The organism is Streptomyces sp. NPDC050610 (assembly GCF_040654875.1).
GTDB lineage: Bacteria > Actinomycetota > Actinomycetes > Streptomycetales > Streptomycetaceae > Streptomyces.
Map to the genome: position 1 here is coordinate 110,996 of NZ_JBFAIV010000007.1, position 18,757 is coordinate 129,752.

Consider the following 18,757-nt stretch of genomic DNA (forward strand, 5'->3'; position numbering starts at 1 on the left):
ACCCCCAGCGCTTTCCTTGGTGAGGAGCCGTCAGATGAGCGGTAGGCAGGCGAGGTCGAGCAAGCGGGCCGTGCGCGCGATGGCGGCGGCGGCCTGCGCCGCACTGGCGCTCACGGCGTGCGGCAGCACGAAGGACACCGCGGCCGGCGGAGGCGACGGCAAGGTCGGTGTGATCGTGCCGCTGCTGACCTCGCCGTTCTGGCAGTCCTACAACGACTACGTGCCCAAAATGGCCAAGGCCGAGAGCGTCGACGCGCTCAAGACCGTCAACTCCAACAGCGACTCGGCCCAGCAGATCACCGACATCAACAACCAGCTCAACCAGGGCGTACGCGGCCTCGTCGTCGCCCCCCTCGACAGCGCCGCCATCGCCGCCGGACTCGACCAGGCCGAACGCAAGGGCGTCCCCGTCGTCGCCGTCGACGTCGCCCCCGAGAAGGGCAAGGTCGCCATGGTCGTACGCGCCGACAACGTCGCCTACGGGACGCGGGCCTGCGAATACCTCGGCAAGCAGCAGTCCTCCGGCAAGGTCGTGCAGATCATGGGCGACCTCGCCTCGGTCAACGGCCGGGAACGCTCCGAGGCGTTCCGCGGCTGCATGAAGCAGAAGTACCCCAAGGCCAAGGTGTTGGAGATCCCCGCCAAATGGGAGTCCGACACCGCCGCCTCCAAGCTCGACACCCTGCTCAACGCCGACCCCGACATCAAGGGGATCTACATGCAGGCGGGCGGCGTGTACCTCGCGCCCACCCTCCAGACCCTCAAGAGCAAGGGCATGCTCAAGAAGGCCGGGCAGAGCGGCCACATCACGATCGTCTCCAACGACGGCATCCCGCAGGAGTTCGACGCGATCCGCAAGGGCGAGATCGACGCCACCCTCTCCCAGCCCGCCGACGCCTACGCCAAGTACGGCATGTACTACATCAAGGCCGCCATGGCCGGGAAGACCTTCAAGCCCGGCCCCACCGACCACGACTCCACGATCGTCAAGCTGCCCAGCGGCGTCCTGGAGGACCAGCTGCAGACCCCGCTGGTCACCAAGGCGAACGTGGACGACAAGAAGCTGTGGGGCAACACAGTGAACGCGGCCGGATGAGCGCCGACACCGCCCTCCGCCCCCTCGTCGAGGCCGCCGGCATCACCAAGCGCTACGGGCCCACCGTGGCCCTGAGCGACGGCCGGCTGACCGTACTGCCCGGCGAATCGCACGCCCTGGTCGGCCGGAACGGTGCCGGCAAGTCGACCCTCGTATCGATCCTCACCGGCCTCCAGCCGCCCGACGAGGGCACCATCGCCTTCGACGGCGAGAGCGCACCGCCGCTCTCCGACCGCGACGCCTGGCGCGCCAAGGTGGCCTGCGTCTACCAGAAGCCCACCGTCGTACCCGAACTCACCGTCGCCGAGAACCTCTTCATCAACCGTCAGCCGACGCGCCGCTCCTTCATCGACTGGCGCAGACTCCGCACCGAGGCCGCCGGACTGCTCGACGCCTGGGACGTCCGCGTGGACCCCGACGCCCGCACCGCCGACCTCAAGGTCGAGGACCGGCAGATGGTCGAGATCGCCCGCGCCCTGTCCTTCGGCGCCCGCTTCATCGTCCTCGACGAACCCACCGCCCAGCTCGACAGCCGCGAGATCGAACGGCTCTTCACCCGGATGCGCGCCCTCCAGGCGTCCGGCGTGACCTTCCTGTTCATCTCGCACCACCTCCAAGAGGTCTACGAGGTCTGCCAGACCGTCACCGTGCTGCGCGACGCCCGCTGGATCACCACCGCCCCCGTCGCCGACCTCCCGCGCGCCGCCCTCGTCGAGGCCATGGCGGGGGAGTCCGCGCCCGCCGCCCGTACCGCCGCCGCCCGCACCATCGCCGGCACCGCCGCCGCGGACGCCCCCGTACGCCTGGCGGTACGTCAACTGACGGGCGAGGCGTACGAATCCGTGGACCTCACCATCCGCAGGGGCGAGGTCGTCGGGCTCGCCGGCAGCAGTGCCAGCGGCAAGATACAGCTCGCCGAAACCCTCGCCGGGCTCCGCGCACCGCGGTCCGGAACCGCCGAACTCGACGGCGAACCGCTGCCGTTCGGCGACGTGCCCGCCGCCCTCAAGGCCGGCGTCGGCTGCGTACCCCGCGACCGCCACGAACAGGGCCTCGTCTTCGGCATGTCCATCGGCGACAACGCCACCATGAGCGTCCCGGGCCGCCTCGGCCGGTACGGATTCGTCTCCACCGCCCGCAAACGGTCCCTCGCCCAGGCCCTCGTCCGCCGCCTCGACATCCACGCCGAGGGCCCCGACCAGCCGGTCTCCGACCTGTCCGGCGGCAACGCGCAGAAGGTCGTGATGGCCCGCGCCCTGGCCGGCGACCCCCGGCTGCTCATCCTCATCAACCCGACCGCGGGCGTGGACGTGAAATCCAAGGAATCGCTGCTCGCCCGGATGGACAGCGCCAGCGAGGACGGCACCGCCGTGCTCGTCGTCTCCGACGAGGTCGACGACCTGCGCCGCTGCGACCGGGTCCTGGCGCTCTTCCACGGCCGCGTCGTCGCCGACCTGCCGGCCGGCTGGCACGAACACCAGCTGATCGCCTCGATCGAGGGAATCGACGAGGTCGACGAGGTCGGCGAGATCAACGAGATCGACGGAAGTGAAGGAGTGGACCGTGGCTGACACCAAGGCCCCGTCGGCCTCGGCGACCGCCGGGGACCGCACCGCCGCCGAACGCGGCAGGACGGCCGGCAAGTCCGTACTGCTGCGCAGAGCACGGGAGTTGGCGCTCGTACCGGCCCTGATCCTGATGCTCGTGCTCGGTGCGCTGCTCAACGACTCGTTCCTCACCGAGCGGAACATCATCTCCATCCTCGGCGCGTCCGCGGCCCTCGCCATGGTGGTGCTCGCCGAATCGCTGGTACTGATCACCGGCAAGTTCGACCTGTCCCTGGAGTCGGTCGTCGGCATCGCCCCCGCCCTCGGCGCGCTGCTCGTGCTGCCCGCCGCCCAGGCCGGATTCGGCGCCCAGTGGCCGACCGGCGCGGCCCTGCTCGCGATCGTCGTCGTCGGCGCGGCCATCGGCGCGTTCAACGGCCTCCTCGTCGTCAAGCTCCGGCTCAACGCCTTCATCGTCACCCTCGCCATGCTGATCGTGCTGCGCGGCCTGCTCGTCGGCGCGACCAAGGGCAAGACCCTCTTCGGCATGCCGGACGCCTTCTACACCCTCGCCACCAGCACCTTCCTGACCATCCCGCTCTCGGTCTGGCTGGCCGCCGGCTGCTTCGGCGCCGCGGGCTTCATGCTGAAGTACCACCGCTGGGGCCGCGCCCTGTACGCCATCGGCGGCAACCCCGACGCCGCGGCCGCCGCCGGCATCCGCGTCCAGCGCGTCATGCTCGGCGTCTACATCGTCGCCGGGGTCCTGGCCTCCGTCGGCGGGCTGATGCAGACCGGCTACGTCGGCGCGATCAACGCCAACCAGGGCCAGAACATGATCTTCACGGTCTTCGCGGCCGCGGTCATCGGCGGCATCAGCCTCGACGGCGGCAAGGGCACCATGTTCGGCGCCCTCACCGGAGTGCTGCTGCTCGGCGTCGTACAGAACCTGCTGACCCTCGCCCAGGTGCCGTCCTTCTGGATCCAGGCCATCTACGGCGGCATCATCCTCATCGCCCTGATGATCGCCCGCGTGACCACCGGCAGGGCCCAGGACTGAGCGCCCCGGCAGCCTCCGCGCACCAGCCGCCCGGCCTCATCGCACAAGTCCGACCTCAACGCACAAGTCGGACCTCACCGCACAAGGAGTACGGAGCCCAGTGAAGCTGTCGCGCCACGGCGCCCCCGGGGCGGCGCCCGAGCCCGGCCCTCGCCGACGGCCGCCCGCCCCGCCCTGCCCCGGCGACTCCGCCGAAGCGGGCCCGGTCGAGCCCGGCCCCGTCGCATCCGACACCGAAGGGTCCGGCGGCCGGCGCCGGACCCCCGCCCGAGCCTGAGAGGCCCACCGTGTCTTCAACTGTCCCGCGCGTCACCGCGCTCGACACGTACGACATCCGGTTCCCCACCTCGCGGGAGCTCGACGGTTCGGACGCGATGAACCCGGATCCCGACTACTCCGCCGCCTACCTGATACTGCGCACCGACGCGGCCGACGGGGCCGAGGGCCACGGCTTCACCTTCACCATCGGCCGGGGCAACGACGTCCAGGTCGCGGCGATCGGCGCGCTCCGCGCCCACGTCGTCGGCCGGTCCGTCGACGAACTCTGCGCCGACCCCGGCTCGCTCTGCCGCGACCTGACCGGAGACAGCCAACTACGGTGGCTGGGACCGGAGAAGGGCGTGATGCACATGGCCATCGGCGCGGTCGTCAACGCCGCCTGGGACCTCGCCGCCAAACGCGCCGGCGTCCCGCTGTGGAAACTGCTCGCCGACGCCGAACCCGAATGGCTCGTCTCCCAGGTCGACTTCCGTTACATCGCCGACGCGCTCACCCCCGAGGACGCCCTCGGCCTCCTGCGGCGCGGCCGCGACGGAGCCGCCGAACGCACGGAGCGGCTGCTCGCCCACGGCTACCCCGGCTACACCACCTCGCCCGGCTGGCTCGGCTACCCAGACGAGAAGCTCACCCGCCTCGCCCGGCAGGCCGTCGCCGACGGCTTCACCCAGATCAAACTCAAGGTCGGCGCCGACCTCGACGACGACATCCGGCGGATGCGCACCGCCCGCGCCGCCGTCGGCCCCGGCGTCCGCATCGCCATCGACGCCAACCAGCGCTGGAACGTGCGCGAGGCCATCGATTGGACCAACGCGCTCGCGGAGTTCGACCCCTACTGGATCGAGGAGCCCACCAGCCCCGACGACGTGCTCGGCCACGCCGCCGTCCGCCGGGCCGTCGCCCCCGTGAAGGTCGCCACCGGCGAGCACGTACAGAACCGGATCGTCTTCAAGCAGATGCTCCAGGCGGACGCGCTCGACATCCTCCAGATCGACGCGGCCCGCGTCGGCGGCGTCAACGAGAACCTCGCCATCCTGCTGCTCGCCGCCAAATACGGCGTCCCCGTCTGCCCGCACGCGGGCGGCGTCGGACTCTGCGAGCTCGTCCAGCACCTGTCGATGTTCGACTACGTGGCGCTCTCCGGCACCACCGACGACCGCGTCATCGAGTACGTCGGCCACCTCCACGAGCACTTCACCGAGCCCGTGCGCATCCGCGACGGCCACTACGGCGCGCCGCTCGCCCCCGGCTTCTCGGCCGCCATGCGGCCCGAGTCCATCGCCCGGTACACCTACCCGGACGGCGACTTCTGGGCCGCCGACCGCGCCTCGCAAGGGCCGCCCGACGGCACAGACGGATCAGAAGGAGAAGCGGCATGACGGAACTTCAGGGACTTAACGCCCTTGTCACAGGCGGCGGTTCGGGCATCGGCCTGGCGACGGCCCGACTCCTCGCCGAGCGCGGCGCCCGCGTCGCGGTGCTCGACCTCGACCCCAAGGCGGCCGGGGAACCGCTGCTCGGCCACGCGGCCGACGTCGGCGACGACGCGTCCGTACGCGCGGCCGTCCAGGCGGCCACCGCCGAACTCGGCGGCCTCGACATCCTGATCAACAACGCCGGCATCGGCGCCGCCGGCACCGTCGCCGACAACGACGACGAGGAATGGCGCCGCGTACTCGACGTCAACGTCATGGGAGTCGTCCGTACGAGCCGGGCCGCCCTGCCGCACCTGCGGCGCTCCGCACACGCCGCGATCGTCAACACCTGCTCCATCGCCGCCACCGCCGGACTCCCGCAACGCGCCCTGTACTCGGCCAGCAAGGGCGCGGTCCTCTCGCTGACCCTCGCCATGGCCGCCGACCACGTCCGCGAGGGCATCCGCGTCAACTGCGTCAACCCCGGCACCGCCGACACCCCCTGGGTCGGCCGGCTGCTGGACGCGGCCGACGACCCCGAGGCCGAACGCGCCGCCCTGAACGCCCGTCAGCCGATGGGCCGTCTGGTCACCGCCGGTGAAGTGGCCGCCGCCATCGCCTACTTGGCGAGCCCCGCCGCCGCCTCCGTCACCGGCACGGCCCTCGCCGTCGACGGCGGAATGCAGGGACTGCGACTGCGCCCGGCCGAACGGTGAGGTCCGCCCGGCTCGGCCGCGGCACGGTCCGCGTCACCGAGCTGTCCTTCGGAGCCGCCGCCATAGGCAACCTCTACACCCCCGTCAGCGACGCCGACGCCAGAGCCGCCGTCGACGCCGCCTGGGAAGCGGGGATGCGCTACTTCGACACCGCGCCGCACTACGGCCTCGGCCTCTCCGAACGCCGCCTCGGCGCCGCCCTGCGCGACCGGCCGCGCGCCGAGTACACCGTGTCCACCAAGGTCGGACGGCTGCTGGAAGCGGACCCCGCCGCCGTGGGCGAGGACACCGCGGGCGGCTTCGCCGTGCCCGCCACCCACCGCCGGATCTGGGACTTCAGCGCGGACGGCGTGCTGCGCGGCATCGAGGCCAGCCTCGCGCGGCTCGGCCTGGACCGCGTCGACGTCGTATACCTGCACGACCCCGACGACCACCTCCGGCAGGCCCTCGACCACGCCTACCCGGCCCTGGAACGGCTCCGCGCCGAAGGCGTCGTCGGCGCGATCGGCGCGGGCATGAACCATGCCGCGCCGCTCGCCCGCTTCCTGCGCGACACCGACGTCGACGCCGTGCTGCTCGCCGGCCGCTACACCCTCCTCGACCAGAGCGGCCTCGCGGAACTGCTCCCCGAGGCGACGGCGCGCGGCAAGAGCGTGGTGGTCGGCGGGGTCTTCAACTCCGGGCTGCTCGCCGACCCGTGCCCCGGCGCCCGGTACGACTACGAAGCCGCGCCCCCGCGCGTACTGGAACGGGCGCTGGCCGCGCGGACCGTGGCCGAACGGCACGGCATACCGCTGCGGGCCGCGGCCCTGCACTTCCCCTTCGGCCACCCGGCCGTCGCGAGCGTCCTGGTCGGCGCCCGCTCGGCTGGCGAGGTCCGCGACGGCGCGGATCTGCTGCGGCGGCCGGTGCCCGCGGAGTTCTGGACCGAACTGCGCGAGCGCGGGCTGCTGCCGGAACGCGTGCCGGTTCCGGCGCCGGGGCGGGGGGTGCGATAGCCGCTGGTCCTTGTGCGCCGCCGCTTGCGTGCTGGCCGGCGCCTCTGCTCGTACGTCCGTACCGGCTCGTACGCCCGTACCCGCCCGTAAGTCCGTAGCGCCCGTACGTCCGTACCCGCTCGTAAGTCCGTAGCGCCCGTACGTCCGTACCGCCCCTTCGATCCAGGAGCTGCCATGAGGATCGCCCTGCACACCACGGTCCGCCCCGAGCGGATCGAGGAGTACGAGGCGGCGCACCGCGAAGTGCCCGCCGAACTGGTCGCCGCCATCCGGGCCGCCGGAGCCGACTCGTGGACCATCTGGCGCAGCGGCACCGACCTCTTCCACGTCATCGAGTGCCCCGACTACCCGCGGATGCTCGCGGAGCTGGAGAAACTGCCGGTCAACGTCGCCTGGCAGGCGCGGATGGGTGAACTTCTGGACACCGCCCATGACTACTCGCAGGACGGAGCCGCCGCCGGGCTGCCCGTCGTATGGGAGCTGTGACGCCGTGACGACAGAGCGCACGGACCGGAGCGCCGCGCCTCCGACCGGGATCGTGGACGCGCACCACCACGTCTGGGACCTGGCGGTACGGGACCAGGACTGGATCACCGGACCCCGGATGGCCCCGCTGCGGAGGAACTTCGCCCCGGCCGACCTCCGGCCCGAGGCGGCGGCGGCCGGGGTTACGGCGAGCGTGGTCGTCCAAACGGTCACGGTGGCCGAGGAGACCCCGGAGCTGCTCGCACTCGCGGCGGACGACGAGCTGATCGCCGGAGTCGTCGGCTGGACCGACCTCACCGCACCCGACGTCGCCGACTCCCTGGCCGCCCTGCGCGACCTGCCCGGCGGCGAGCGACTGGTGTCCATTCGCCACCAGGTCCAGGGCGAGGCGGACCCGGAGTGGCTGCTCCGGCCCGAGGTGCTGCGCGGGCTGGCGGCGGTCGCCGCGGCCGGTCTCGCGTACGACCTCGTCGTCCTCGACCATCAGTTGCCGGCCGCCCGCGCCGCTGCCGCGGCCGTGCCGCAGCTCACCTTCGTCCTCGACCACCTCGGCAAGCCGCCCATCGCCGCCGGCGGCCCGCGGCCCTGGTCGGACGCCGTCCGCGCGCTCGCCGCGCTGCCCAACACGGTCTGCAAGCTCTCCGGCCTGGTCACCGAGGCCGACTGGGAGACCTGGACGGTGGACGACCTGCGCCCGTACGCCGACACCGTGCTCGACGCCTTCGGCCCCGACCGGCTGATGTTCGGCTCCGACTGGCCGGTCTGCCGCCTCGCCGCCTCCTACACCGAGGTCCTGGCCGCGGCGCGCGAGCTGACCCGCGGCCTCGGTCCGGCCGAGTCGGCGGCGGTCTTCGCGGGGACGGCGGTACGGACGTACGGCCTGGACCCGAAGGGCTGAGCCGCGGCCTGGCCGAAAACGTCAAGTAAAGTTCTGCTGAGAGTTGAACAGGGCTGAGGCTCGAACAGAGCAGACGGACAGAGTGGGAAACGGCACCGGCGATGACGGTCACTGAAGAGAACAGGGCCGGTCAGGCGGCCGAGCACCCGGTAGGGGCGGCGAAGCCCACGATCCCGGCCCCCGGCGGCGAACCGCGGCCCGACGGCCGCGTGGAGGCCGATGGGCCGGGTGCGGAGGTTCCGGGCGCCGACGCGGGCGCCCCCGGCATCGACGCGGAGCGCATGGCGGTCTGCCTGAGCGTCCTCGCCGAGCTCGACGAGCTGCCCGTGGACCACCCGGACGCCATCGCGATCCGCCGCGCCACCTCCGGCATCTACCGCACGGTCAAGCAGCGCCGCCGCCAGGAGCGCCGAGCCGCGAAGACCGCCAACGACAAGGCGGTCACGGAGGCCACGGCGACCGGCGCCGCCGACCGCATCGACGATGAGACGCGCGGCATACCGCTCGCCGCGACCTCGTCCGCCGAGATCGTCGGCATCCTGGAGCGCCCCCGCTCCTGCTACATCTGCAAGACGCGCTACGTCGAGGTGGACGCCTTCTACCACCAGTTGTGCCAGGACTGCGCCGCGCAGAACCGGGCGCGCCGCGACGCCCGCGCGGACCTGACCGGACGGCGCGCGCTGCTCACCGGCGGCCGGGCCAAGATCGGCATGTACATCGCGCTGCGGCTGCTGCGCGACGGCGCGCACACGACGATCACCACCCGGTTCCCGAACGACGCCGTCCGGCGGTTCAAGGCGATGGAGGACAGCGGGGACTGGCTGCACCGGCTCAAGATCGTCGGCATCGATCTGCGCGACCCCGCGCAGGTCGTGGCGCTCGCCGACTCCGTGAGCGCGGACGGCCCGCTGGACATCCTGATCAACAACGCCGCGCAGACCGTGCGGCGCTCCCCGCAGGCGTACCGCGAGCTGATCAACGCCGAGGCGGGCCCGCTGCCGGCGGGGGAGCTGCCGCGGTCCGTCGTCTTCGGGGCGTTCGGCAGCGGCGCGCAGCCCGAGCTGCCGGGCCCGGCCATCGCCGGCCATGACGCGCTGACCCCGCAGACCCTCACCGACCTGGCGCTGACCAGCGGCTCCGCGTCGCTCGCGCGGGTCGAGGCGGGCACCGCGATCGACGCGGGCGGGCTCGTACCGGACCTCGACGCGTCGAACAGCTGGATACAGCGGGTGAACGAGGTCGACCCCGTCGAACTGCTCGAAGTGCAGCTGTGCAATGTGACGGCGCCGTTCGTGCTGGTGAGCCGGTTGCGCCCGGCGATGGCGGCGGCCGCCGCGCGCCGCAAGTACGTGGTGAACGTCTCCGCGATGGAGGGGCAGTTCAGCCGCGGCTACAAGGGCGCGGGCCACCCGCACACCAACATGGCCAAGGCCGCCCTGAACATGCTCACCCGCACCAGCGCCCAGGAGATGCTGGACTCCGACGGCATCCTGATGACCGCCGTCGACACGGGCTGGATCACCGACGAGCGCCCGCACCCGGACAAGGTGCGGCTGGCGGCGGACGGCTTCCACGCCCCGCTGGACCTGGTCGACGGGGCGGCCCGGGTCTACGACCCGATCGTCCGCGGCGAGGAGGGCGAGGACCTGTACGGCTGCTTCCTCAAGGACTACGCGCCCGCCGCCTGGTGAGCGGCGGCCCCTGCCGGGGCATGCGCGGAACAGCGGAACAGCGGAGGGCGGGGCCCACGACACCGGTCGAGTGTCGTGGGCCCCGCCCTTTTCGTTGCCCTCCTTCTTGCCCTTCTCGTCGGTCTCCTCGCTCTTCTCGCCGCGGTCGGACGGACAGGGCTCTTCTCGCCGGTCGAACGGACAGGAAAATAAGTCTGGACAAAAATAATTGTCGGTGAGAGGGTGAGGTCATGTTGGACGTGACAGTGATCGAGGACCCCGCCGCCGCAGAGATCTCGCTCGACCCGATACGGGCCCGGCTCCTCGCCGAGCTGGCCGAACCGGCGTCGGCCGCCATGCTGGCCGCGAAGGTGGGCCTGGCCCGGCAGAAGGTGAACTACCACCTCAAGGCGTTGGAACGGCACGGTCTGATCGAGCTGTCCGGGGAGCGCAGGAAGGGCAGCGTCACGGAGCGGCTGATGCGGGCCACCGCTGCCTCGTACGTGATCTCCCCGCTCGCCCTCGCCGAGGTGCAGCCCGACCCCGCCCGCTTCCGGGACCAGCTCTCCGCCCGCTGGCTGCTCGCCGTCGCCGCACGGCTGGTACGCGATGTGGGCGCGCTGGTCACCGGCGCGGCGAAGGCCCGTAAGCGGCTCGCTACGTTCGCCCTCGACGGCGAGGTGCGGTTCGCCTCCGCCGCCGACCGGGCCGCGTTCGTCGATGAACTGACGCGGGGCGTCGGCGACTTGGTCAGCAAGTACCACAGCGAATCGGCCGAAGGCGGGCGGGAGCACCGCCTCGTCATCGCCCTGCACCCCGCCGTCAAGGCCGAGGCCGTCGAGGCGCGGCCGACGGGCGAACCATCCGCAGCATCCAAAGCGGCTGAAGCATCAGCAGCATCCGAAGCGGCCGAATCATCAGCAGCAGTCGAGAAGTGATCGGCAAGTGACCGACGCGAACGCAGGAGACACCGCCATGGGCAAGAAATTCGAGATCGTCCGGGAATTCGAGGTTCCCTCGTCGCCCGAGCAGGTATGGGAGGCGATCACCACCGGTACGGGCGGCTGGCTGTGGCCGATGGAGTACGAACCGCGTACGGGAGGCGCCGCCCCCTTCGGCGGCACCGTCACCGCCTGGGACCCGCCGCACCGGCTGACCGCCCGGTCCGAGGGCGAGGTCGAGGGCGCGGAGAACCAGACGCTCAACCAGCTCGACCACGTCATCGAACCCCGCGAGAACGGCTCCTGGGTGCGCTACGTGCACAGCGGCATCTTCGTGGACGACTGGGACAACCAGTACGACGGCGCCAACCAGCACACCGACTTCTACCTGCACACCCTCCGGCAGTACCTGGCGCACTTCCCCGGCCGCCCGGCCGCGTACACCGCCGTCGAGGGCCCCGCCGCCTCCGCCGCACCGGGTTCGTTCGACGCGGTGCGCCGGGGCCTGGGCCTCGCCGACGACGCGGCGGAGGGCGCGCGGGTACGGGTCGAGCCGACCGGGATCGCCCCGCTTGATGCCGTGGTGGACTACCGCGGCGCGCACTTCATCGGGCTGCGCACGGACGACGCCCTGTACCGCTTCTTCGGGCGGGACGCGTTCGGCGCCCCGGTGGGCGTCGCCGTGCACGAGTTCGCCGCAGGCGCGGACCGGAAGGAGACCGAGCGGGTCTGGCAGGACTGGCTCACGGGCCTGTTCGCCCGCCCCTGACGCCGAGCGGCCGGGCCGCGAGACGCGTGACGGGCCCGCCCCTTCGACGAGATCGGGGCGGCTGCGACAGGGCCGCCCCTTCGGAGACGTCGGGGCGGCCTTCGGTCGTGCGGCGCCGGTCAGTGACTGGTGAGTTCGCCGCTGAGCCGTTCGTGGATACGGGCGCTGGCCTCGTTCAGGCCGGTGAACTCGACGCTCTTGCCGCGCTGCGCGTACTTGGCGGCGACGGCGTCCAGCGCGGACACGGAGGACGCGTCCCAGATGTGAGCGCTCGTCAGGTCGATCACGACCGAGTCAGGGTCGCCCGCGTAGTCGAACCGGTCGACCACGTCGTTGGCCGAGGCGAAGAAGAGTTCGCCGGTCACCGCGTACACGACCCGCCCGCCGTCCGGGTCGGCGACCGAGGTGACGGCGGTCGAGTGGGCGACGCGCTTGGCGAAGACCGCCATGGCGGTGAGCGTGCCCACGACGACGCCGATCGCGAGGTTGTGCGTGGCGACCACGCAGCCGACCGTCACGACCATGACGGCGATCTCGCCGACGGGCAGCCGCTTGAGGGTGCTGGGCGCGATGGAGTGCCAGTCGAAGGTGGCGACCGACACCATGACCATGACGGCCACCAGCGCGGCCATCGGGATGTCGGAGACGACCGGGCCGAACACGATGCACAGGACCATCAGGAACGCCCCGGCGAGGAACGTGGACAGGCGGGTACGGGCGCCGGAGACCCGTACGTTGATCATCGTCTGGCCGATCATGGCGCAGCCGCCCATGCCGCCGAAGAAACCCGTGACGATGTTGGCGATGCCCTGGCCGACGGACTCGCGGGTCTTGTCGGAACGGGTGTCGGTGATGTCGTCGACCAGCTTGGCCGTCATCAGCGACTCCATCAGCCCCACCAGCGCCATGGCCAGGGCGTAGGGGGCGATCGTCGCCAACGTGTCGAGGGTGAAGGGCACGTCGGGCAGGCCGGGCACCGGCAGCGAGGTGGGCAGCGAGCCCTTGTCGCCGACCGTGGGCACGGCGATCCCCGCGGCCACTGTGATGGCGGTGAGGACGGCGATGGAGACCAGCGGGGCCGGGACCACCTTGGTGATCCTGGGGAAGAACACCATCAGGGCCAGCCCGCCGACCACCAGCGGATAGACCGGCCACGGCACGTCCCGCAGCTCCGGCACCTGGGCCAGGAAGATCAGCACGGCCAGCGCGTTGACGAAGCCGACCATCACCGGGCGGGGCACGAACCGCATCAGCTTGGCGACGCCGAGCGCGCCGAGGACGATCTGGAGCAGACCGGCGAGGATCACGGTCGCGATCAGAAAGCCGAACCCGTGCTCACGGTTGACCGGGGCGATGACGAGGGCGACGGCGCCGGTCGCGGCGGAGATCATCGCCGGCCGGCCGCCGACGACGGAGATGGTGACGGCCATGGTGAACGAGGCGAACAGGCCGATGCTCGGATCGACCCCCGCGATGACCGAGAAGGAGATCGCCTCGGGGATCAGCGCCAGCGCCACCACCAGGCCGGCCAGCACCTCGGTGCGGAGGGCCTTCGGCGACAGCCGGTACGTACGGGCGCCGCGCAGCCACGCGGTCGGGGACGGGACGGAAGGAGGCAAGGGGCAACCTGTCGTACTCGGGCCCGTTCCGCCGCCGCGAGCCGGCCTTCGGCGGGCCGAAGCGGTCGGGACGGCCGGGGGGAAGTCGGAGCAGTGGGGAGCGGTAGCGGTGCGGACGGCCGGAAGGATGCCGGATGGCAGGGGGCGACGTCGGGACACGGCCGGGAAGGGCGGGGGAGACCGGCGTCGGGCGCGGGCCAGTCGGTGTCAGAGGCGGGGCCTCACGGCGGGCAGGCGGGGCTCCCGTGCATCATGGACATGCGCGTCACACTCTCCCGCGGGCGTCGGTCTGCGTCAGGGGTACCAGTGCCGTCGTCGACGGCGACTCTCGGCAGCCGGCACCCGGCAACTCTACCCTAACGTTAGGGTAGAGATCGGTGCGGGGGCATACGGCCGTGACGGCACCGGAACGAGAAGGCCAGGAGCACGGCGTGGACGGCAAGCACATGCAGATCGGCGAGGTCGCCGAGCGGACCGAGCTGTCCCTCCGTACCATCCGGCACTACGAGGAGAGCGGCCTGGTCGTCCCCTCGGCCCGCTCCCAGGGTGGCTTCCGCCTCTACACCGACGCCGACGTGGCCCGCCTGATGGTCATCCGCCGGATGAAGCCGCTCGGCTTCACCCTGGAGGAGATGCGCGACCTGCTGTCGGCCACCGACCGTCTCGACTCCGGCGAGGAACTGACCGAGGACGAGCGGGCGTCGCTCCTGGAGCGGGTGGGCGGCTTCGAAGAGGCCGCCGCCGAGCGCGTCACCAAGCTCCGTACGCAGTTGGCGCGGGCCGAGGAGTTCGCGGCCACGCTGCGCGAACGGCTCGCGCGAGTGTCGGGCTGAGCGCTCCCGCGGTATGCGCGGCCGACTGACCGCGGGCCGCCGGCTGGTCGCGCGGTTCCCCGCGCCCCTCGCGGGGTGTGGCGCCGAAGCTCCCGCCACCCCGTCACCCCGTCATCCCGGCCGACTCCGTCCGCGCGCTGATCACGAGTCCCGCCGTTCTCCTGACAGAGACCTGTATCGATCCGAGGATTGATCTCCGACAGCGGATGGTCGCCGCCCGATCCGGACCAGGCGGAGAGCCTGCGGATCTTGCGGTGCCGGAGAAACAAGTGCTCTGGAGGCGTACATGGACAGCGGTTGTCGCGGTGTGCGAACGGCCTTGATCGTCGGCGCGGGCGTCGCCGGCCTGACGGCGGCCACGGCCCTCGCACGCGCGGGATGGCGGGTCGAGGTCGCCGAGGTCGGCGCGTCCGGAGCGACCGCCGGCTGGGGGCTGTGTCTGACCGGGCCTTCGCTGCGCGCGCTGGCCGAGTTGGGGCTCGCGGACGCGTGCCTGGCCGAGGGCCACGGCATGAGCGTGATCACACATGTGGATGTGCGCGGCGAACACGCGGACCAGACCGAGTTGCCGCGTCTGATCGGCGCGCGGCGGCCGGCGATGGCCGGCATCGCCCGGCCCGTACTGCACCGCATCCTGTACACGGAAGCCGAGCGGTGCGGCGTGGTGGTGCGCCACGGACTGACCGTCACCTCCATCGACCAGGAAACGGAGCTGGTCCGCGCGCGCCTGTCGGACGGGACCGGGCGACAGGCCGCGCTCGTCGTCGGAGCGGACGGGGTCCGTTCCGACGTACGGGGGCTGCTGGGCCTGCGGGCCTCGCCCGACTATCACGGGCAGATGGTGTGGCGGGCGCTGGTGCGGCGCCCGTCGTGGGGCACGGGCATCCACCAGTTCGCCGGAAAGGACAATACGGCGGGACTCGTCCCCATCTCGGACAGCCGGGCGTACGTCTTCCTGACGGAGAACAGGGCGGAGCGGAACGTACTCCCGGACGCCGAACTCGCCCCGCGCCTGCGGCGATTGCTGGAGCCCTTCCCTGGCCGGGGCGCGGCGCTCGCCCCGCTGGTGTCCGAGTCCGAGTCGGTCGTACGCCGCCCGGTGCTGACGAACTTCCTTCAGGGCGACTGGAATCGCGGCAGCGGCGTGGTCATCGGCGACGCCGCCCACGCACCCGCGCCGCAGATGGCCAGCGGCGCGGCCCTGGCCATCGAGGACGGCCTCGTGCTGGCGCGGGAGTTGGAGCGGCACGAGTCGGTCGGCGCGGGGCTCAAGGCGTTCGTGAGCCGACGGGCGCAGCGGTGCCGAACGCTGGTGGAGACCTCGGTGGCCATCGCCGGCCTGGAGCGGGAGCAGCGTCATGAGGAGGCGTATCCGCTGGCCGGCGCCTGCCACCGCCTCATGGCGGAGCCCGTGTAGCCGGCCGGCTGTCCGTACGACGGACCGCCCGGCCGGGCCGAACCGGGCGTCCGCCGGACCGAGCCGATTCAACCGGTCAGAAGCCCGACCGGACCGAGCCAGGCCCCCGACCGGGACGAGCCGGGTTGAGCCAGGAGCTTGGCCGAGCTGAACACTCGTCCAAGGGTCGTCTCCTGCCTGGGCCGCTTCGCCGGTGACTACCGCGGCCGTTTCGGCGAGCTGCCCTCCGACACCGCGGCCTGCCGGTAGCACCGCCTGACCGCGGATTCCGGTGGCCGGGCACGCGTCTCCCCGCGCCCCTTTCGAGGCGCGGGGCGGTCCGCGCGCGGGCCCGTCTCCGGCTCAGCGGCCGGCGAGCAGTCCCGGCAGACCGTCCAGGGCGCTGCCCAGGCGGTCCGAGGGGAGGCCGCCGCCCTGGGCGGTCTCGTCGTTGCCGCCGCCCCGGCCGTCCAGGAGGCCCTTGACGAGGGTGGCGGCGGACAGGCCGGCGGTGCGGCCGGCGGCGTTCACGGCGACGACCACGACGGCCTTGCCGCCGGCCGTCGCGCCGACGGCCGCCACGCCGGGGCGCTCGGCGGGCAGCCGGTCGCGTACGGCCTGGGCGAGGGTGCGCGCGTCGCCGCCGTCGCCGTCCGTGGTCGCGGTGACCATGAGCGTGCCGTGGACGTCCCGCGCCGCGGCGGCCAGCTCGGCGGCCCGGCCCAGGGCGGCCCGGCGGTGCAGTTCGTCGGCGCGCTGGTCCGCGGCCTTCAGCCGCTCCAGCAGCGACGCCACCCGGTCGGGCAACTGGGCGCGCGGGGCCTGGAGCTGCTCGGCGAGCCGGGCCACCAGGTCGCGTTCCCGGGCGAGGTAGCCGAAGCCCTCGACGCCGACGGCGGCCTCCAGGCGGCGCATTCCCGCGCCGACCGAGGACTCGCCGGTCAGCGCGATCAGCCCGACCTGGGAGGCGTGCTCGACGTGGGTGCCGCCGCACAGTTCGCGCGACCACGCGCCGCCGATCTCGACGACCCGCACCCGCTCCCCGTACGTCTCGCCGAAGAGCGCGAGCGCCCCCAGCTCCTTCGCCTCGGGCAGGGTCATCCACTTCACGTCGACCGGCAGATCGCGGCGCAGCGCGCGGTTCGCGGCCTCCTCCACCTCGCTGCGGGCGCTCGGGCCGAGCGCGCCGCGCCAGGGGAAGTCCAGCCGCAGCGATCCGGGCCGGTTGTACGAACCGGCCTGCAGCGCGGTCGGGCCGAGCACCTGGCGCAGCGCCGCGTGCAGCACGTGCGTACCCGAGTGCGCCTGCCGGGCGCCGAGCCGCCACTCCGGGTCGACGGCGGCCCGTACCGCGTCACCGGTCGCCAACTCGCCTGCCGTGACCCGGACCTGATGGGCCACCAGCCCTGGCAGAGGGCGCTGCACGTCCAGCACCTCGGCCTCGACCGACGCCCCGGTCAGCAGCCCCGCGTCGCTCTCCTGGCCGCCCGACTCGGCGTAGAACGGGGTGCGGTCCAGCACCACGGTCGCGATCTCGCCGGTGCGTACGACCGGCAGCGGGCCGTCCGCGCCCAGTACGGCCAGCACGCGGGAGTCCGTCTGAAGGGACTCCCAGGCGCGCCAGTCGGTGGGGCCGTTCGCGTCGAGAACGGTACGGAAGGCCGAAGTGTCCGCGCTGACACCGGACTTGCGGGCCCGCGCGTCGGCCCGGGCGCGTTCGCGCTGCTCGGTCATCAGCGCCGTGAACCCCTCGCGGTCCACCTCGACGCCCTGCTCCTCGGCCATCTCCAGCGTCAGCTCGACGGGGAAGCCGTAGGTGTCGTGCAGCAGGAACGCCTGCGCGCCCGGCAGCGAACGGCCGCCCGACTCCTTGACCTTGGCGACCGCCGTGTCCAGCACCGTCGTGCCCTGACGCAGCGTCGAACGGAACGCGTCCTCCTCCGCGTACGCCTGCTGCGCGATGCGGTCGAACTGCTCGGCGACCTCCGGATAGCTGGGCGCCATGCAGTCGCGGGCCACCGGCAGCAGCTCCGGCAGCGCCGGGTCCTGGTAGCCCAGCAGCCGAACCGAGCGCACGGCCCGGCGCAGGATGCGCCGCAGCACGTAGCCGCGCCCCTCGTTGCCGGGGGCCGTGCCGTCGCCGAGCAGCATCAGGGCGGTGCGCACATGGTCGGCGACGACCCGCAGCCGTACGTCCGCCTGCGCGTCGGCGCCGTAGCGGGAGGCGGTGAGTTCGGCCGCGCGGTCCAGCACGGGGCGGGTCTCGTCGATCTCGTACAGGTTGTCGACGCCCTGCAGCAGCATCGCCATCCGCTCCAGGCCCATGCCGGTGTCGATGTTGCGGCGGGGGAGCTCGCCGAGGATCGGGTAGCCGGACTTGCCGGCGCCCTCGCCGCGCTCGTACTGCATGAAGACGAGGTTCCAGAACTCCATGTACCGGTCCTCGTCCACGGCCGGCCCGCCCGCGCGCCCCAGCTCCGGGCCGCGGTCGTAGTACATCTCCGAGCAGGGGCCGCATGGGCCCGGCACGCCCATGGACCAGAAGTTGTCCTCGTCGCCGCGCTCGACGATCCGCTCCGGCGGCAGCCCCGCGACGCGCCGCCAGATATCGGCGGCCTCCGCGTCGGAGTGGTGCACGGTCGCCCAGATGCGGTCCGGGTCGAGCCCGTAACCCCCTTGCGCCGCCGGCGTGGTGGACAGCGCCCACGCGAAGCCGATGGCCTCTTCCTTGAAGTAGTCGCCGAACGAGAAGTTCCCGTTCATCTGGAAGAAGGAGCCGTGCCGGGTGGTGCGGCCCACCTCCTCGATGTCCAGGGTCCGCACGCACTTCTGCACGCTCGTCGCCCGCGGCCACGGCGACTGCGCCTCGCCCGCCAGATACGGCTTGAAGGGGACCATCCCCGCGTTGACGAACAGCAGCGTCGGGTCCGGGGTGGGCAGCGGCGCGCTCGGGACCACGGTGTGGCCCCGCTCGGCGAAGAAGTCGAGGAAGCGGCTGCGGATGTCGGCGGTACGCAAGTCGGGCTCCGAGGGGCTC

15 protein-coding genes are annotated in these 18,757 nt (G+C 72.5%); 13 read left to right on the plus strand and 2 right to left on the minus strand.

Going from position 1 to position 18,757, the window contains the following annotated elements; all coding sequences use genetic code 11:
• Window positions 1-34 precede the first annotated feature (34 nt).
• The 11 genes from AB0I22_RS11320 to AB0I22_RS11370 all read left to right on the plus strand — a co-directional run bounded on the left by AB0I22_RS11320 (window position 35) and on the right by AB0I22_RS11370 (window position 11,872).
• Complete coding sequence (locus tag AB0I22_RS11320; protein ID WP_363130471.1) at window positions 35-1,096, plus strand: sugar ABC transporter substrate-binding protein; 1,062 nt, start codon at window positions 35-37, stop codon at window positions 1,094-1,096.
• A complete protein-coding gene (locus AB0I22_RS11325) occupies window positions 1,093-2,667 on the plus strand; it encodes a sugar ABC transporter ATP-binding protein (RefSeq protein ID WP_363130472.1) in 1,575 nt (524 codons plus the stop codon). The genes AB0I22_RS11320 and AB0I22_RS11325 overlap by 4 nt, the downstream gene beginning before the upstream one ends.
• A complete protein-coding gene (locus AB0I22_RS11330; RefSeq protein WP_363130473.1) occupies window positions 2,660-3,703 on the plus strand; it encodes an ABC transporter permease in 1,044 nt (347 codons plus the stop codon). Before AB0I22_RS11325 ends, AB0I22_RS11330 begins: the two co-directional genes overlap by 8 nt.
• 287 nt (window positions 3,704-3,990) lie before the next feature.
• On the plus strand, window positions 3,991-5,358 hold the full coding sequence (locus tag AB0I22_RS11335) for an L-fuconate dehydratase (protein ID WP_363130474.1): 1,368 nt from the start codon (window positions 3,991-3,993) through the stop codon (window positions 5,356-5,358).
• Window positions 5,355-6,110 (plus strand): SDR family oxidoreductase, encoded by a 756-nt coding sequence (locus AB0I22_RS11340; protein ID WP_363130475.1) that lies wholly within the window; start codon window positions 5,355-5,357, stop codon window positions 6,108-6,110. Before AB0I22_RS11335 ends, AB0I22_RS11340 begins: the two co-directional genes overlap by 4 nt.
• Window positions 6,107-7,108 (plus strand): aldo/keto reductase, encoded by a 1,002-nt coding sequence (locus AB0I22_RS11345; protein WP_363130476.1) that lies wholly within the window; start codon window positions 6,107-6,109, stop codon window positions 7,106-7,108. The genes AB0I22_RS11340 and AB0I22_RS11345 overlap by 4 nt, the downstream gene beginning before the upstream one ends.
• Window positions 7,109-7,282: 174 nt before the next feature.
• Window positions 7,283-7,594: an L-rhamnose mutarotase gene (locus AB0I22_RS11350; protein ID WP_363130477.1), complete on the plus strand. Its 312-nt coding sequence runs from the start codon at window positions 7,283-7,285 to the stop codon at window positions 7,592-7,594.
• Window positions 7,595-7,598: 4 nt separating this feature from the next.
• Window positions 7,599-8,492, plus strand: coding sequence for an amidohydrolase family protein (locus AB0I22_RS11355; RefSeq protein ID WP_363130478.1), 894 nt, complete (start codon window positions 7,599-7,601; stop codon window positions 8,490-8,492).
• A gap of 281 nt (window positions 8,493-8,773) precedes the next feature.
• Complete coding sequence (locus AB0I22_RS11360; RefSeq protein WP_363130643.1) at window positions 8,774-10,183, plus strand: SDR family NAD(P)-dependent oxidoreductase; 1,410 nt, start codon at window positions 8,774-8,776, stop codon at window positions 10,181-10,183.
• Window positions 10,184-10,413: 230 nt separating this feature from the next.
• Window positions 10,414-11,100 (plus strand): helix-turn-helix domain-containing protein, encoded by a 687-nt coding sequence (locus AB0I22_RS11365; protein ID WP_363130479.1) that lies wholly within the window; start codon window positions 10,414-10,416, stop codon window positions 11,098-11,100.
• A gap of 37 nt (window positions 11,101-11,137) precedes the next feature.
• Entirely contained in the window at window positions 11,138-11,872 is a 735-nt protein-coding gene (locus tag AB0I22_RS11370) for an SRPBCC domain-containing protein (protein WP_363130644.1), read from the plus strand.
• A gap of 119 nt (window positions 11,873-11,991) precedes the next feature.
• Here AB0I22_RS11370 and AB0I22_RS11375 read toward each other — a convergent pair whose 3' ends face one another.
• Window positions 11,992-13,491: a SulP family inorganic anion transporter gene (locus tag AB0I22_RS11375; RefSeq protein ID WP_363130480.1), complete on the minus strand. Its 1,500-nt coding sequence runs from the start codon at window positions 13,489-13,491 to the stop codon at window positions 11,992-11,994.
• A 431-nt stretch (window positions 13,492-13,922) separates the two neighbouring features.
• Here AB0I22_RS11375 and AB0I22_RS11380 point away from each other — a divergent pair, with 431 nt between their 5' ends.
• Window positions 13,923-14,324, plus strand: a complete 402-nt coding sequence (locus AB0I22_RS11380) for a MerR family transcriptional regulator (protein ID WP_363130481.1) — start codon at window positions 13,923-13,925, stop codon at window positions 14,322-14,324.
• Between the two features lie 307 nt (window positions 14,325-14,631).
• A complete protein-coding gene (locus AB0I22_RS11385; RefSeq protein WP_363130482.1) occupies window positions 14,632-15,741 on the plus strand; it encodes an FAD-dependent monooxygenase in 1,110 nt (369 codons plus the stop codon).
• A 342-nt stretch (window positions 15,742-16,083) separates the two neighbouring features.
• Here AB0I22_RS11385 and alaS read toward each other — a convergent pair whose 3' ends face one another.
• Window positions 16,084-18,738, minus strand: a complete 2,655-nt coding sequence (gene alaS, locus AB0I22_RS11390) for an alanine--tRNA ligase (protein WP_363130483.1) — start codon at window positions 18,736-18,738, stop codon at window positions 16,084-16,086.
• Window positions 18,739-18,757: the final 19 nt, after the last annotated feature.

Excerpts from the sequence above, each read along its gene's own strand:
- AB0I22_RS11350 (WP_363130477.1), top strand. The coding sequence starts at position 7,283 with ATGAGGATCGCCCTGCACACCACGGTCCGCCCCGAGCGGATCGAGGAG.
- AB0I22_RS11365 (WP_363130479.1), top strand. The coding sequence starts at position 10,414 with ATGTTGGACGTGACAGTGATCGAGGACCCCGCCGCCGCAGAGATCTCG.
- AB0I22_RS11360 (WP_363130643.1), top strand. The coding sequence starts at position 8,774 with ATGGCGGTCTGCCTGAGCGTCCTCGCCGAGCTCGACGAGCTGCCCGTG.
- AB0I22_RS11370 (WP_363130644.1), top strand. The coding sequence starts at position 11,138 with ATGGGCAAGAAATTCGAGATCGTCCGGGAATTCGAGGTTCCCTCGTCG.
- AB0I22_RS11325 (WP_363130472.1), top strand. The coding sequence starts at position 1,093 with ATGAGCGCCGACACCGCCCTCCGCCCCCTCGTCGAGGCCGCCGGCATC.
- AB0I22_RS11340 (WP_363130475.1), top strand. The coding sequence starts at position 5,355 with ATGACGGAACTTCAGGGACTTAACGCCCTTGTCACAGGCGGCGGTTCG.
- AB0I22_RS11320 (WP_363130471.1), top strand. The coding sequence starts at position 35 with ATGAGCGGTAGGCAGGCGAGGTCGAGCAAGCGGGCCGTGCGCGCGATG.